This window comes from Mesorhizobium sp. M2A.F.Ca.ET.037.01.1.1 (genome assembly GCF_003998075.1).
Classification (GTDB): Bacteria; Pseudomonadota; Alphaproteobacteria; order Rhizobiales; family Rhizobiaceae; genus Mesorhizobium.
On sequence record NZ_RZSA01000026.1, the window covers coordinates 1 to 15,819 of the forward strand.

Annotated in this window: 9 protein-coding genes; 3 read left to right on the forward strand and 6 right to left on the reverse strand. The window is 65.7% G+C overall.

What is annotated here, in order from left to right:
* Nucleotides 1-367 precede the first annotated feature (367 nt).
* Nucleotides 368-979, forward strand: a complete 612-nt coding sequence (locus EOA27_RS02770; RefSeq protein WP_126080551.1) for a LysE family translocator — start codon at nucleotides 368-370, stop codon at nucleotides 977-979.
* On the opposite strand, the gene EOA27_RS02775 is transcribed toward EOA27_RS02770, so the two are convergent.
* From EOA27_RS02775 to EOA27_RS02785, 3 genes are all read right to left on the reverse strand, one after another.
* Entirely contained in the window at nucleotides 980-2,800 is a 1,821-nt protein-coding gene (locus tag EOA27_RS02775) for an aromatic amino acid ammonia-lyase (RefSeq protein WP_126080552.1), read from the reverse strand. It abuts the gene before it with no gap.
* Between the two features lie 274 nt (nucleotides 2,801-3,074).
* Nucleotides 3,075-3,398 (reverse strand): YciI family protein, encoded by a 324-nt coding sequence (locus tag EOA27_RS02780; protein ID WP_126080553.1) that lies wholly within the window; start codon nucleotides 3,396-3,398, stop codon nucleotides 3,075-3,077.
* A 217-nt stretch (nucleotides 3,399-3,615) separates the two neighbouring features.
* On the reverse strand, nucleotides 3,616-4,179 hold the full coding sequence (locus EOA27_RS02785; RefSeq protein ID WP_126080554.1) for a peroxidase-related enzyme: 564 nt from the start codon (nucleotides 4,177-4,179) through the stop codon (nucleotides 3,616-3,618).
* A 127-nt stretch (nucleotides 4,180-4,306) separates the two neighbouring features.
* Here EOA27_RS02785 and EOA27_RS02790 point away from each other — a divergent pair, with 127 nt between their 5' ends.
* Both EOA27_RS02790 and EOA27_RS02795 read left to right on the forward strand, forming a co-directional pair.
* Nucleotides 4,307-9,082 carry an NAD-glutamate dehydrogenase gene (locus EOA27_RS02790; protein WP_127255394.1) on the forward strand — a complete coding sequence of 1,592 codons (4,776 nt, stop codon included), beginning with the start codon at nucleotides 4,307-4,309 and terminating at the stop codon, nucleotides 9,080-9,082.
* 242 nt (nucleotides 9,083-9,324) lie between these two features.
* Nucleotides 9,325-10,698: an MFS transporter gene (locus EOA27_RS02795; RefSeq protein ID WP_126080556.1), complete on the forward strand. Its 1,374-nt coding sequence runs from the start codon at nucleotides 9,325-9,327 to the stop codon at nucleotides 10,696-10,698.
* A 201-nt stretch (nucleotides 10,699-10,899) separates the two neighbouring features.
* On the opposite strand, the gene purH is transcribed toward EOA27_RS02795, so the two are convergent.
* From purH to EOA27_RS02810, 3 genes are all read right to left on the reverse strand, one after another.
* Nucleotides 10,900-12,516, reverse strand: coding sequence for a bifunctional phosphoribosylaminoimidazolecarboxamide formyltransferase/IMP cyclohydrolase (gene purH / locus EOA27_RS02800; protein ID WP_127255396.1), 1,617 nt, complete (start codon nucleotides 12,514-12,516; stop codon nucleotides 10,900-10,902).
* Nucleotides 12,517-12,625: 109 nt separating this feature from the next.
* Nucleotides 12,626-14,350, reverse strand: coding sequence for a heparinase II/III family protein (locus EOA27_RS02805; protein ID WP_126080558.1), 1,725 nt, complete (start codon nucleotides 14,348-14,350; stop codon nucleotides 12,626-12,628).
* A 149-nt stretch (nucleotides 14,351-14,499) separates the two neighbouring features.
* The coding region (locus EOA27_RS02810) for an RsmB/NOP family class I SAM-dependent RNA methyltransferase (RefSeq protein ID WP_127255398.1) at nucleotides 14,500-15,819 on the reverse strand (1,320 nt) is incomplete at its 5' end.

Sequence of the window (15,819 nt, forward strand, 5' to 3'; positions counted from 1 at the left end):
CGTAAAGCGCATGCCCCGTTCCCTTTCTGAGTCTCGACAACCAGAAGGTAGACGGAAAATCCCCGTCTTACGGGGCATGCACATGCGGCATTTCGATTCACCCGAACCTTTCCCCGGACAGCCCTGCGTGAACGGGGAGAAGAGGGCTGGCCGCCATGCTGGCGCCTATCCTGCAACGCCGGCGACTGACGAAAGCAGAGAGCGTCCTTCGCCCCGTTTACGGGGAGAAGGTGCCCGAAGGGCGGATGAGGGGGCGGCGCCGGCGCTGCTAGCTATTGTCTCCTTGCTCAACGATCGCATCTTGCCAGGCGTGCCAAATGTGATGCGATCCGGTATGGTCTGTTCCTGTTCAAGAGGAAGCGCTCTCATGCATCTCGCCTCGCTGCTGATCTTCGCCGCCGCGCTCTTTGTCGCCGCCGGTTCGCCCGGCCCATCGATCGCCGCACTCGTGGCGCGGGTGATCTCGAAAGGGTTCCGCGACGTCTTCCCGTTCCTGCTGGCGATGTGGATCGGCGAGGCGATCTGGCTGTCGCTGGCGGTGTTCGGGCTGGCCGTAGTGGCGCAGACCTTCCACTACGCCTTCGTCGTCGTGAAGTGGATTGGCGTGACCTATCTCGCCTGGCTAGCGTTCAAGATGTGGACGGCGCCGGTCGAGGCCAAGGAAGGCGAGATGCCGCGCGAGGATTCGCCTGTGAAACTGTTCTTTGCCGGCATGGCGATGACGCTCGGCAACCCGAAGATCATGATGTTCTATCTGGCGCTGCTGCCGACCATCATCGATCTCGCCTCGGTCAGCGTCGTCGGCTGGGTCGAGCTGACGCTGACAATGGCTGTCGTGTTGGTCGTCATCGACCTAGCCTGGGTGCTGGCCGCTTCGCAGGCGCGCCGGCTTCTGAAAAGCAAGCGCGCCATGAAGATCGCCAACCGCGTCAGCGCCACGACCATGGCGGGCGCCGCCGCGGCAATCGCCGCGCGATAGCTACTTGGGCAAAACGCCGGCCGAAGGCAGCGGCGCTGGCTTCGGGGCCTGCGGGCCGCCGGAATAGAATTTCGCGGCCGGGTTTTCCTGCATGAAGTCGTAGGCGACCATGCCGAGCGGTCGTTTCGGCCGCTCCGACGCCGCCTGATGCCAGGGGATTACTTGGCGCAGCGCCGCAAGCGCGGCTGTCGGCGCTGCACCGAACTTCCGCTCCGAGTTCTGCGCCTTGCGGATCTCCATCCAGTAGCTTGCCGTCAGCAGGTCCTGCGCCACGAGGTGGAACGACACGTCGACCGCGTCGCGGGCGCGCTGCGTCTTGATGCGGGTCTGCGCTTCCAGGTCCTCGACCGTGGCGACGATCGCCTGACCGTTCGGCATCACCGGTGAACCAAGTTCGGCCAGTTCCTGCCACAGATCGGTCGGCAGGTAGCCGTCGAAGCTTGGGATGTCCTTGCGCTCGTCCGGCTTCAGCACGTCGGCCGGCTTGACCACGGTGAAGAAGGGGTTGCGGAAGCGTTCGATGCGTTGCGCGACGGCGACGCCAAGATTGGTCAGGGCGTTGGTGAGGGCCTCGACCTGGTTGGCCATCGGGTAGGGGTCCCAATTGGCGTTGGAGAAGATATAGCCGGACTTGCCGTTACTCAGCGATCCGCCCTTGATGTAATATTTCATGAATTGCGGGGTGCTCAGCTCCGGCGAACTTTGCGGCGTCAAGCCGGGCAGGATCGCCGGATTGTGATCCGACGAGTTGATCGACAGCAGGACGGAATCGCGCAGATCCGCCCAGGCCTGCCAGGCCGAGCCCTGGCGCTGGCTGGAGGCGCGCATGCTTTCCGGATCCTGGATGATGCGGGCCGGATCGTTGTCGAAGAGATAGCTGCCGTTGATCATGTCCATGACGCGGGCGGCGTCCCATGTCAGCCATGGATAGGGCCGCATCGACTGAACAGGCGCGGAGATCGGCGTGACGCTGGAGTTCATGCCGTTCAGCCCCATGGCGTAGCTGAGATCGGTCCATTCCAGCAGTTTTCGCGCGTCCTCCAGCAACAGCACGGCTTGCGCCTGCGCATAGGCGTTGGTGCTGATTAGCGCCGCCTGGTCGGCGGCGAAGGGCTCCAGCGGCTTCAGCCCGGCCTGTTCGAGCGCCTGCGCGGCCGGCATGCGGACGCCTTTGAGATAGGCATCGCCTTCGCCGACCATGGCCGCTCCGATATTGCCGAGCGTCGCGAGGTCGCCTTCGCCCAGCGTGCCGCGCGATTGCACGATCGGGGTGACGCGCTTGTTCAGCATATCGACAAGCATGTGCGTCAGCTGCGGGCTGGCCGCCTCATAGGACATGGTGTTGGCGCGGATAGCCATGATGGCGCGCACCAGCGCCTCCTCCTGCAACTCCGGCCCGTAGCCGCGGTTGACGCCGCCCTTGAAGCGGGCGAGCTGCTGGTCCTTGAGAAGTTTCATGTTTTCAGACGAGGTCGGGTCGCCGGAAAAGATCACGGTTTCGCGCTGGTCGCCGGCGCCGCGATTGAACCAGTAGATCGTGACGCCTTCGGCTGCACCTTCGAGCAGCAGACCATAAGCATCCGCCGAACGTTGCAGCGCCTGCGGGCTGAGCTCGACCTTGGCGCCGTTGCGGGCGATGGCGATGACCTGATCGATGCTCAGATCGTGACCGGTCAGCGTGATCGTCTTGTCGGCCGCCGTCTCGAAAATGGGCTGGTAGGCGGCCGCCGCTTCGAACGCTTGGGCAGGAGGCGCGGCAAGCACCGCCATCAGGGTCAGGGTACAGAGAAAAGGCTTGGGCTTGGTAATCCGGTCCAGCATGACGGCTCCCATGAAGCTGGTTTTCAGGAACGACTTTCACCCATTGGAAATTTTGTTTCCTGAAAGACTAGCCGCAAGCGTCAAGCTGTCAACGACTTAAGGTTGCAGGACCGATAGTGGGGAGGGTGTGGCCTCATCGTTCCACGGCATGGGCGGGCCGACCGCATGTCGATTGCGGAGGCCGCCTGGTTCGACATGCCGAACCAAGCGGCCGTGAAGGCGATCCCGGATCTCGCTGGAAATCCGCCTTGTGCAGCGTTGCGCGGTCTGGTCGCTACATCATCTCGATGATCGGCGCGATCTCGACGCTGAAGGCCGGGTCCATCAGGATCGGGCACTCCTTGGCTTTGGCGACGGCATCATCGATGTCCCTGGCCTCGACGATCGTGTAGCCGGCGGTCGGATTGCTGCCGCCATTGTTCTCAACCTTGCCGCTGGGCAGAACCGTCTTGGACATGCCGACCGGATTGCCGCCGTCGACCACGGCCGAGCCCAGCTTGCCGTACCAGCCGGTCCAGGCATCCATTGCCGCTTTGCGTTCGGCCTCATCAGTCGGCATCTTGCCGGAGCCATGATAGACATAGAGAAATTTCGCCATGTTCTCCTCCCTTGTCGGCGGCGTCGAACCGGCACGCGGCCACGCCGCTTGCGATATGCAGCTGCGCTACAACCCAATATGCGGCTACCCCGTAATCGTGGATACGCGGCAATCCCGCAGGTCTGGACATGCAGCCACACTGCAATCCTGATCATCGAACCAAATGACGCGGCGGGCAACGAAAAATTCGGTGTTGCTAATATAAAACCTGCGGCCGTCATCTCGCCATAGCGTGGTATTCGGAGTTCGGCCGCATATCGACCGCGGCGGCCACCCGGTTCGACATGTTGAAGAAGGCGGTAGTCGAGGCGATGTCCCAGATATCGCGGTCCGAAAAGCCGGCCTGGCGCAAGGCGGCTCGGTCGGCTTCCACAATCCTGGCCGGCTCCTCCGTCAGCTTCACGGCGAATTCGAGCATGGCGCGCTGGCGGTCCGACAGATCGGTGGCGCGGAAATTCATCGCCATCATCTCGCCCAGCGCCGGCTCGCCCGACAGCTGACGCACCGCCGCGCCATGCGCGGTGAGGCAGTAATAGCAATGGTTGATCGAGGAGACGGCGACCGCGATCATCTCGCGCTCCAGCTTCGACAGGCCCGAATCGCCCAGCATCAGATCGTTGTACATGTCGGTGAAGGCGCGCAGCTTCTTCTCGTCGAAGGCGTAGGCGAGCAGCACGTTGGGCACGAGGCCGAGCTTCTCCTCGCATTTGGCGAAATAGGCTTTCGTCGACTCGCTCAGCTCCGCCTGGACAAGCTCAAGCGCGGTTATTTTGCCGGTCATATGGGTTCTCCTTGCAGGCCGATGGCGTCAGTTCGAATTTTTTTATGCGTCGTCAAACCTTTGTCGCGAAACGGCGGTCATCTGCTACGATAGCCACAAAAGCATAAGACGGGAGGCAAGAAGCGTCATGGCCAGCGTGAAATCCAAGCCGAAGAAGAAAGCCGCCGCCTTGAAAGCGGAGGAGAAGCCGGCAAGGCTTGCCGATTATCTGCTTGCCCGGGCGCCCGCCGAGGATATCGCGGCCTATGACGCGGCCGACCTGGAACGCGCAGGCGAGCTCGCAGCCCGAGCGGTGGCCAGCCACAGGAAGGGCGAAAGCGTCGTCGCCGTCGATGCCGATTCGGGGGTTGCCTGCGACGGCCGACCGGTCACGGTCATCACCGTCGTAAACGACAACATGCCGTTCCTGTTCGATTCCATCCTTGGCGAGATCACCGAGAGCAGCGGCCAACCGACGCTGGTCACCCATCCGATCGTTACCGTCCGTCACGGCAAGGCCGGCGTCGTAGAGGTTCTGGGCGACGGTGGCAAGGAGGATGACGAGCACGAGCGGCTGAGCGTTGTCCACGTCCATGTTCCGAGGCTGACCGCGGAGGAGGGGAAGAGCCTTACCGAACGGCTGCGCAAGATGCTCTCCCAGGTTCGGGCCGCGGTCGTCGACTGGAAGCGTATGCTCGCCCGCCTCGACCAGGCGATTTCCGAGTTCCGCTATTCCGCGGTGCCGCTCGACAAGAAGAGCGTCGCCGAGGCGATCGCCTTGCTCGAATGGCTGCGCGACGACAATTTCACCTTCCTCGGCATGCGCGAATTCAAATATGTCGGCGGCGAGGAGAGCGGCTCGCTGGAGCGCGCCGACAAGCCCGGCCTCGGCATCCTGTCGGATCCGGATGTGCTGGTGTTGCGGCGCGGCACCGAGGCGGTGACGACGACGCCGGAGATCCGCGCCTTCCTGCATGGACCGGAGCCGCTGATCGTCACCAAGGCCAACGCCAAGTCCCTGGTGCACCGCCGCATCTATCTCGACTATGTCGGCGTCAAGACCTACACGGCGAAAGGCGCGCTGGCGGGCGAATTGCGCATCGTCGGCCTGTTCACCTCGACTGCCTACACGCGCTCGGTGATGAAGATCCCCTATTTGCGCTCGAAGGCCGAAACGATCATCGCCAAGTCCGGCTTCAATCCGAACGACCATTCCGGCAAGGCGCTGATCAACGTGCTGGAGAGCTATCCGCGCGATGAGTTCTTCCAGGTTCCGGTGCCGGTCCTGAGAAAGCATGCCAATGCCATTCTCGGCCTGGTCGAGCGGCCGCGGATCAGAGCGCTGGTGCGCGCCGACCAGTTCGATCGTTTCGTTTCGATCCTCGTTTTCGTGCCGCGCGACCGCTATGACAGCGTCGTGCGCGAGAAGATCGGCGCATATCTCAAGACCGTCTTCGAGGGCCGGCTGTCGGCCTATTACCCGGCCTTTCCTGAAGGCGGGCTGGCGCGCGTGCATTTCATCATCGGCCGCTCCGGCGGCAAGACGCCGAAGATCGAGCAGTCGACGATCGAGGCGGCGATCCGCGACATCGTGCGCACCTGGGAAGACGCGCTCTCCGAGGCGGCGGAAGCGGCCGGCAGCGATCCGGCGCTGAAGGCGATCGCGGCGCGGTTCCCCGAAAGCTACCGCGATAGCTTCTCGGCCGCCGTGGCGCTGGCTGATGCCGGGCGCATCGCCAAAATCAGCGCCGACAATCCGATCGCCATCGACTATTACCGCCATGCCGACCAGAAGCCGAACCAGGCGGCGCTGAAGATCTACCACCATGGCAGCCCGGTGGCGCTGTCGCGGCGCGTGCCGGTGCTGGAGAATATCGGCTTCCGCGTCATCAGCGAGCGCACCTTCGAGGTCGCCGGCGACCCGGCTGCAACGGTCTTCATCCACGACATGGAGCTGGAGAACAGCTACGGCAACCCAATCAACCTCGCCCATGGCGGGGCGCTGTTCGAGGATGCCTTCCTCTCGGTCTGGCGCGGCGACGTCGATAATGACGGCTACAACGGCCTGGCGCAGACCGCCGGCCTGTGGTCGGGCGAGATCACCATCCTGCGCGCCTATGGCCGCTACCTGCAGCAGGCCGGCATTCCGCAGAGCCAGGATTTCATCGCCGCCGCGCTCAACCGCTATCCGGAGATCGCGCGCGGCCTGCATTCGCTGTTCGTCGCCCGGCTTGGGCCGACGGCGGAAGGCGACGGCGCGGTGGCGGCCAAGCACCTCAAGGCCAAGATCAAGGACGCGCTGGAAGAGGTGCCCAATATCGATGACGACACCATCATCCGCCGCTACCTCAACCTCATCGAAGCCTCGCTGCGCACCAATCATTTCGTCGCCGATACGAAAGCGAAGGGGCAGTCGCTGGCAATCAAGCTCGACTCGCAGGCGGTCGAGGGACTGCCGGCGCCGCGGCCATGGCGCGAGATCTTCGTCTACGGCTCCGAGGTCGAGGGCGTGCATCTGCGCTTCGGCCCGGTGGCGCGAGGCGGCCTGCGCTGGTCGGACCGCGCCCAGGACTACCGCACCGAGGTGCTGGGTCTGGTGAAGGCGCAGCAGGTCAAGAACGCGGTCATCGTGCCGGTCGGCGCCAAGGGCGGCTTCTATCCGAAGAAGCTGCCGATGAGCGCCGGGCGCGACGCCATCTTCGAGGCCGGCACCTCGGCCTACAAGAACTTCGTCTCCAGCCTGCTTTCGATCACCGACAATATAGGCGTCGACGGGGTCATCCCGCCGGCCGGCGTGGTGCGGCGCGACCCTGACGATCCCTATTTCGTCGTCGCCGCCGACAAGGGCACGGCGACCTTCTCCGACACCGCCAACGCCATTTCGGAGAAGCACCACTTCTGGCTGGACGATGCCTTCGCCAGCGGCGGCTCGGCCGGCTACGACCACAAGAAGATGGGCATCACCGCCAAGGGCGCCTGGGAAGCGGTGAAGCGGCATTTCCGCGAGATGAACCGCGACATCCGGGCTGAGCCCTTCAGCGTGGTCGGCGTCGGCGACATGTCGGGCGACGTGTTCGGCAACGGCATGCTGTTGTCGCCCGCCATCAGGCTGATCGCCGCCTTCGATCATCGCGACATCTTCATCGATCCCGATCCGGACATGGCGGCCTCCCTGGCCGAGCGCCAGCGCATGTTCGCCCTGCCGCGCTCGTCCTGGCAGGACTACGACAAGTCGAAGCTGTCGGAAGGCGGCGTCATCGTCTCGCGCAACCAGAAATCGATCACGCTGCCGCAGGCGGCCGCCGCCGCGATCGGGCTCGCCAAGACCACGGCGACGCCGGTCGAGATCATGAGCGCCATCCTCAAGGCGCCGGTCGACCTTTTGTGGTTCGGCGGCATCGGCACCTATGTGCGGGCTTCCGGCGAAAGCAATCAGGATGTCGGCGACCGCGCCAACGACGCCATCCGCGTCACCGCGCTCGATGTCCGGGCGAAAGTCATCGGGGAGGGCGCCAATCTCGGCGTCACGCAGCGGGCGCGCATCGAGTTCGGCATGAATGGCGGCCGCTGCAACTCGGACGCCATCGACAATTCGGGCGGCGTCAACTGCTCCGACGTCGAGGTCAACATCAAGATCGCGCTGGCTTCCGCCATGCGCAAGGGCTCGCTGACGCGGCCGGCGCGCAACAAGCTGCTCGCCGAGATGACCGACGAGGTGAGCGCGCTGGTGCTCTTCAACAACTACCAGCAGACGCTGGCGCTGTCGCTCGCGCGCAAGCGGGGCCTGGCCGACATCGCGCATCAGGCCCGCTTCATGACAGCGCTGGAGGCGCGCGGCCTGCTCGACCGCGCCGTCGAGACGCTGCCTTCGCCGGCGGCGCTCGCCGAGCGCGAGGCGCGCGGCGAGCCGCTGACCAGGGCCGAGCTCGGCGTGCTGCTCGCCTATGCCAAGATCGTGCTGTTCTCCGACATCGTCGCCAGCGACGTGCCGGACGAGCCGCATTTCGACCGCGACCTGATGGGCTATTTCCCGGAGCGCATGGCCAAGAAATTCGCCGGCGAAATCCGCGACCACAGGCTGCGGCGCGAGATCATCGCGCGGGTCGTCGCCAACGATCTCGTCAATCGCGGTGGGCCATCCTTCGTCAACCGGCTGCAGGAAGCCACCGGCCGGCCGGCGGCCGATGTCGTGCGCACCTTCGCCGTGGTTCGCGACGGCTTTGCGCTGCCGGCGCTCTATCGCGAGATCGACGCGCTCGACAACCAGATCGACGGTCAGATCCAGCTCGATCTCTACCAGTCCGTCAGCCGGCTCATCTTTGTAACCAGTGGCTGGTACCTGAAGAACGAAGCCGGCTCCGCGCCGCTCGGCCAGCGCATCGTCGAGCTACAGGAGGCCCGCAAGGCGCTCGAGCCGAAGCTCGTCTCGCTGCTGCCGGCCTTCTCGCGCGAGCGCATCGAGGAGCGGCGGCAAGGCCTGTTCAAGGGTGGCGCGCCGGAGAAGCTCGCCGGGCAGCTCGCTTTGGCCGAGGTGGCCGAGCTGATCCCCGACATCGCGCTCACCGCGCGCACCGCCAATGCCGACATCGTCAGCGCGGCCAAGGCCTTCTTCGCCGTCAGCGACGCCTTCCGCATCCCGCGCGTCGAGGAAGCGGCGCGCTCGATCATGCCGCCCGACTACTACGACCAGCTGGCGCTGTCACGCGCGACCGACACGATCGGCGTCGGCCGTCGCGGCATCGCGGTGGCGGCTCTGACGGCGCATGGCGCGGCGGCGGATCCGGTCGCGGCGTGGCTGGAAGCCGGCGGCGAGCGCATCGCCCGCATCCGCGAGCGGCTGCAGGCGCTGACCGAAGGCGGCGACATCACCGTGTCGCGGCTGTCGGTGGCGTCCGGGCTGATGACCGACCTGACGGGGATGTGAAGTTCCTCGCCTCCGCCGAAGGCGGGGGAGAGGTGGCCGCGTAGCGGCCGGAGAGGGGCTTCGCAGGGCGAAGGCCCTTCTCGACTGATCAACCTGCCACAGCCCGCCGCATTCCCCTCTCCGTCTCGGCTTCGCCGAGCCACCTCTCCCCACTTCGTGGGGCGAGGAACTGGCGCTTGTTGCGCCACCGCCGGAAAACATGCAGACATGGCGCCCGGCGCGAGCGGCCCGAGGGAATCAGCATGGCGGCAGTAGAGACAGTGCAGCGGGCATCGGGGCGCGGCATCTGGGGCTGGATGTTCTTCGACTGGGCGGCCCAGCCTTTCTTCACCGTCGTCACCACCTTCATCTTCGGCCCCTATTTCGTCTCGCGCATGGCGAGCGACCCGACCGCCGGGCAGGCTGCCTGGGGTTACGGCATCGCCGCGGCGGGCCTGGGCATCGCGGTGCTGTCGCCGGTGCTCGGCTCGATCGCCGACCAGACCGGGCCTCGCAAGCCCTGGATCGCCTTCTTCGCAACGATCAAGATCGTCAGCCTCAGCCTGCTGTGGTTCGCCGCACCCGGCTCGAACCTGTTCCTGGTCGTGCTGTTGTTTTCGCTGGCCTCGGTTGCGGCCGAATTCTCCACCGTGTTCAACGATTCCATGATGCCGCGACTGGTGCCGAAGGAGGAGATCGGCCGCATTTCCAACGTAGCCTGGGGACTCGGCTATCTCGGCGGCATGGTGGCGCTGATCTTCGTCGTGCTGTTCCTGGCCGGCAATCTCGAAACCGGCAAGACCCTCATCGGCCTCGATCCGCTGTTCGGGCTGGACCCGAAGCTCGGCGAGGATGCGCGCTTCACCGGGCCGATGTCGGCCGGCTGGTATTTCCTGTTCATCCTGCCGATGTTCTTCTTCACGCCCGACGCCACCAAGGGAATCCCGATCGGACCGGCGGTGCGCGAGGGCTTGTCCGAACTGAGGTCCACGCTCGCCGAGGTGCGCCAGCGCAGCGGCATCCTGCGCTTCCTGCTTGCGCGCATGATCTATCAGGACGGCGTCAATGCGCTGCTGGCGCTCGGCGGCACATTCGCGGCCGGCATGTTCCACTGGTCGATCACCGAGATCGGCATGTTCGGCATCATCCTCAACATCGTAGCCATCTTCGGCTGCTGGATCGCGGCGCGGCTCGATACCGCGCTCGGCTCGAAGCATGTCGTGATGATCTCGCTGGTGATGCTGTCGGTCGCCACGATCGGCGTCGTCTCGACCGGCCCGGGCTTCACGCTGCTCGGCCTGATCCCGCTGCCGACAACCGATTCCGGCGGACTGTTCGGCACCGCGGCCGAAAAGGCCTATATCCTGTACGGGCTGCTGATCGGGCTCGCCTTCGGGCCGGTGCAGGCCTCGTCACGATCCTACATGGCGCGCAGCGTCACCGCCGCCGAGTCCGGCCGCTATTTCGGCATCTACGCATTGGCGGGGCGGGCGACCAGCTTCCTGGCGCCCTTCATGATTGCAAGCATCACCACGATGAGCGATTCGCCGCGGCTCGGCATGGCGGCGATCATCCTGTTCCTAGGCATCGGCATGGCGATACTGGCGGGGACGCCCTATCCGGCGGACAAGCGGTAGCGCTGTTTCCTTCTCCCCTTGTGGGAGAAGGTGTCGCCGAAGGCGACGGATGAGGGGTGCTGGAAGGATCGCTGCGCGGAAGAAGTAAGCGCCTGGTATCTTTCAGTTTTCCGACGTCTCACTCCGCTGGAACACCCCTCATCCGTCTCGGCGCCGCGCGCCGATCCACCTTCTCCCACAAGGGGAGAAGGGGAAGATCGCTCAATGCCTAAAATGCCTTACACCGGTGAACACCATGGCGATGCCGTGCTCGTCGGCGGCGGCGATGACGTCGTCGTCGCGCATCGAGCCGCCGGGCTGGATCACCGCCGTGGCGCCGGCCTCGATCGCCGACAAGAGCCCGTCGGCGAAGGGGAAGAAGGCGTCCGAGGCGACGACCGAACCCTTGGTCAGCGGTTCGGCGAGGCCGGCGGCTGCCGCCGCGTCCAGCGCCTTGCGGGCGGCGATGCGCGAGGAATCGACGCGGCTCATCTGGCCGGCGCCGATGCCTACCGTCGCGCCATCCCTGGCATAGACGATGGCGTTGGACTTGACGTGCTTGGCGACGCGGAAGGCGAATTTGAGGTCGGCCAGTTCCGCCGGCGTCGGCGCGCGCTTCGTCACCACTTTCAATTCGAGGTCGTCGACCACGGCATTGTCGCGGCTTTGCACAAGCAATCCGCCGGCGACCGACTTCGCCGTCGTGCCGGCCGCGCTCGGGTCGGGCAGGCCGCCGGTGACCAGCAGGCGCAAATTCTTCTTAGCCGCGACGATCGCGGCGGCTTCATCGGTGGCATCCGGCGCGATGATGACCTCGGTGAAGGTTTTCACGATCTCTTCCGCGGCTTCCGCATCGAGGATGCGGTTCATGGCGACGATGCCGCCGAAGGCCGAGACCGGGTCGCAGGCCAGCGCCTTGGCGTAGGCCGCCTTCAGCGACGAGCCTTCGGCGACGCCACAGGGGTTGGCGTGCTTGATGATGGCGATCGCCGCCGAGCGGGCCGGATCGAACTCGCCGACCAGCTCGAAGGCGGCGTCGGTGTCGTTGATGTTGTTGTAGGAGAGCTGCTTGCCCTGCAACTGCCTGGCGGTGGCGACACCGGGCCGCCTGTCGCCCGAGAGATAGAAGCCCGCATTCTGATGCGGGTTCTCGCCATAGCGCATCACCTGGTCGAGACGGCCGCCGAACGCGCGCCACGTCGGGTGCTCGATCTGGAGCTCCTCTGCGAACCATCCGGAAATCGCCGCGTCATAAGTGGCGGTGCGGGCAAAGGCCTTGGCCGCCAGCTTCTTGCGGAAGTCGAGCGACAGCGAGCCGAGATTCATCTCCAATGCGTTGATCACCGATGCATAATCGGCCGGGTCGGTGACGATGGCGACATAGGCGTGGTTCTTGGCCGAGGCGCGGATCATCGCCGGCCCGCCGATGTCGATGTTCTCGACGATCGAGGCATAGCCGGCGCCGGAGCGGCGGACTTCCTCGAACGGATAGAGGTTCGAGACGACCAGGTCGATCGGCTCGATGTGGTGGTCGCGCATGGCCTTGGCATGATCGGCATCGTCGCGGATGCCGAGCAGCGCGCCGTGCACCGAAGGATGCAAGGTCTTCACCCGGCCGTCCATGATTTCGGGGAAGCCGGTGAGCTCGGAAACGTCGCGCACCGCGAGGCCAGCCTGGGCGATGGTCTTGGCCGTGCCGCCCGTCGAAACCAGTTCGACGCCGGCGGCGGCGAGCGCTTTGGCGAATTCGACCAGGCCGGTCTTGTCGAAGACGGAAAGCAGCGCGCGGCGCACCGGAACGAGATCCGGCGCCGGAATGTTTTTTGTGGGCACGGCCATGGCGGGCGGCCTTTCAGAACTGTTGGAAGGGACGTTGGCCGGCCCTAGCATATGAGCCCCGGAAATCAAGTGAATCCGGGATCAGGCACGCAGCGTTTGCCGAGCAGGCTCAGTTGTTTTCGGGATAGCCGGCGATAGCGGTGCGGGTCAGCTGCCAATGGACCTCGGCAATCTCCGAGGCCTTGAAGGCGAGCACGATCTGCCGGCTGCGGCGCGGGCCGCTCAGGCCGGCGAAATAGATCGATTCCTCGACCTCCGGCACCACTTCGGCGCAGGTGAAGACCCAGCTGTCGCCCTGCGCGGCGGCAAGGGTCAGCCGGCCGTGGTCGTCCTGCAGCAGGCTGATGTCGGGGTGGACATGGAAGCGCACCGTGACGAAGTCGCGGCCGTTGTTGCGGATCGCGGCATTGCCCGGGCGCAGGAACCGGTCGCGCCCGGCAAGCACGTTGCCGTTCGTGCCGAGCTTCAGCTCGCGCTCATGCAGGAAGCCGAATTGCTGGACATAGCCGTCATGGCGGGCGACGAAGCCTTGCATGCCCTTCTGGTCGAGGCGCTTGCAGGGCACATGCTGCGGGCCGCCGATCAGCGGCGAGCCCAAAAGGTCGCTGACCCGCAGCGAATGGCTGAAGCGCGCCGACGAGGTGTCGTTGATCGTGGCGGTCGAATGCGCGGCGGTGGCGCGCGCCAGCGGCCGGAATTCCGGGGCGCCGTACGTATCGATGCCGGCATTGACGATGAAATGCTGGCGCCCGGAGGAGAGCTCGAAGGCGAGACAGCCGGCATGCGCGGCGTTGGAGACGTCGATCGGCGGCGGCAGGCCGGTGTCGGCGATCACCGTCACGCCGCCCATCGAAAGGCGCTCATAGCCGGAATGCGGCGCGTGCAGCAGCGGCGCGCCTACCGTGTCGTCATGGCGCAGGATGGTGGCGATGCGGTCATGGATGGTGGCGCCCATGCCGTTGAAGCGGGCAAGGCTGCCGTCCTGATGGCGGAAGAAGCGCAGCGCCGGCAACATGCGGTCGATGGCGCCGATCAGGGCCGCCGGCGGCGCCTCGGCCTGGTTGGCATAGGTCTGGCGCAGCGGCAGGAGATCGGCGAGCAGCTCCAGCACCGCCATCGGTTTGCGCGAGATGTGGCCGCCATCGGGCAGGATCTGATGCTCCAGCTCCTCGGCCAGGTTGCGCGTCGCCGAACGCAGCGCCGAAGCCGGCGCCGGCAGCGACAGCGCGGCGAAGGCGAGCGCGATGCGGGCGCGCAGCCTGGCCTCGCCGTCCGGCATCTCGCGCGCCACCGAGCGCAGGTAGCGAATCTGCACGGCAAGCGATTTGAGGAAGGCGCGATAGAACGGGAATTCGGCGCCTTGCAGCATCACCGAGGAATGCTGCAGCCAGGCGATCACGCGCTTGGCCGTCGTTCCCGGCTCCCAGGCGATGCCCGAAATCTGGTTGCCGTGCATGGCAATCCAGTCGGTCACCAGGGCTCTCGCATTGGCGGCGGCGAGCTCGGTGCCGGCGGCGCGCATGTGGCGCAGCCAGCGGAAGCCATGCAGCGATTTCTGCCAGCCGCGATTGGGCACGTCGAGCTGAAAGGGCGAGGTGCCGCCGGTCTCGACCAGATGGCCGGACAGCGGGTAGCGGCCGTAATAAATCTCCAGGGCGATTTGCGGATCGGCGAGCCGCAAATCCGGCGGGGCGATCAGGACGCGTTCGGGCGTGCGCCCGGAATAGCGCCAGCGATAGACCGGACCGGCGCGCAAACGCCGGCGCGTCTTGCGCCAGAACTCCTTCGCGACGAGCGTCCATAGACGCGTCGTGTTGCCGGCAACAAGTGCCAATAGCCCTCCAGATGTCCCCATTACCCAAGCGCAAGCTTATGCGATTCAAGAACTTATGCGAAGGCGGATTTCGCCGAAGTGAACCGCTTCACGCCGCTTTGCCGGTACCGATCCCTAAAAAAGTCAGCAAGTTTTTGCGAGATAACGACTCAACCGTCCCGTCTCATCCGGGCCGCGAAGAAGCCGTCCAGACCGGAAATCCCCGGCGATTCAAGCATTAGGTCGGCGGGCGTCGTGCGCAGCGTGCCCGCAGATGTAAGGAACGGATCGACCTCGGCGAACTCGCTTGGGCGGATCGGGTCGTCGATCACCCCGGGGGTTTCGGCAAGGAAGGCGCGGTAAAGCTCCTCGCCTTCGATTGGGTCGAGCGAGCAGTTGGAAAAGACGATGCGGCCGCCGGGCCTGACGAGACCGTCGGCATGGGCAAGGAGGCGGCGCTGAAGAGCGGCGAGCTTCTCGACATCCGCCATGGTCTTGGTCCAGGGCACATCGGGATGGCGACGCACGGTTCCGGTCGAGGAGCAAGGCGCGTCGAGCAGCACGGCGTCGAACAGATCCGCCGGCCGGTAATCCAGGAGGTCGGTCTGGACCAGGTCGGCCGTCAGGCCGAGGCGGTCGAGATTCTGCTTCAGCCGCGCCAGCCGGTTCTTCGAGGTGTCGACAGCGGTAACGCTGGCGCCGGCCAGGATAAGCTGCGCCGTCTTGCCGCCGGGCGCGGCGCAGAGGTCGGCGACGCGTTTGCCGCTTATTTCGCCGAACAGGCGCGCCGGCAGGCTTGCGGCCGTGTCCTGCACCCACCAGGCGCCGTCGGCGAAGCCGGGCAGGTCGATGACATTGGCCGACAGCTTTTCGACACGCACGGTGCCGGTCGGCAGAACGATGCCGCCCAGGCGCTCGGCCCAAAGCGCTGGATCGGCCTTGACGGTGAAATCGACCGGCGCCTCGTGGCGATGCGCGGCAAGGATGGCGTGCGCCTTGTCGGCTCCGTAGGCGGCGGTCAGCCGCTCGGCAAACCATTGCGGCGCCTCGCTGGTGGCGGCAAGCGCCGGGGCAAGCTCGGCGTCCTTGGCGCGGGCCAGCGAACGCAGCACGCCATTGACGAGGCCGGAGAAGCGGGTGGTGCGCGGATCGGATTTGGCGTGGGTGACGGCAAGGTCGACGGCGGCGCTGTCCGGAACGTCGAGGAACAGGATCTGCGCGGCGGCGACATTGAGGATATGCGAGAGTGCCGTGGCATTGGCCGGCAAGGGCTTTTCCAACCGCCTGGACAGCAGCCCGGCAATGGTCATGCGATGGCGCAGCGCGGTCACCAGGATGGCGCGCACCAGCGCGCGGTCGCGGCCGTCCAGCGCCTTGTATTGCGGGTGGCCGTGCTCGTTGTCGGTCAATCCATCGAGCGGCGTGCGGGCATCGATGACGGCGGCCAGCAGTCGCGCCGCCGCCTTGCGCGCGGCAAGGCCGGCTATCTC

Coding starts and splice junctions, on each gene's coding strand:
- purH (WP_127255396.1), bottom strand. CDS start 12,516: ATGGCCGTGCCCACAAAAAACATTCCGGCGCCGGATCTCGTTCCGGTG.
- EOA27_RS02790 (WP_127255394.1), top strand. CDS start 4,307: ATGGCCAGCGTGAAATCCAAGCCGAAGAAGAAAGCCGCCGCCTTGAAA.
- EOA27_RS02770 (WP_126080551.1), top strand. CDS start 368: ATGCATCTCGCCTCGCTGCTGATCTTCGCCGCCGCGCTCTTTGTCGCC.
- EOA27_RS02795 (WP_126080556.1), top strand. CDS start 9,325: ATGGCGGCAGTAGAGACAGTGCAGCGGGCATCGGGGCGCGGCATCTGG.
- EOA27_RS02780 (WP_126080553.1), bottom strand. CDS start 3,398: ATGGCGAAATTTCTCTATGTCTATCATGGCTCCGGCAAGATGCCGACT.
- EOA27_RS02775 (WP_126080552.1), bottom strand. CDS start 2,800: ATGCTGGACCGGATTACCAAGCCCAAGCCTTTTCTCTGTACCCTGACC.
- EOA27_RS02785 (WP_126080554.1), bottom strand. CDS start 4,179: ATGACCGGCAAAATAACCGCGCTTGAGCTTGTCCAGGCGGAGCTGAGC.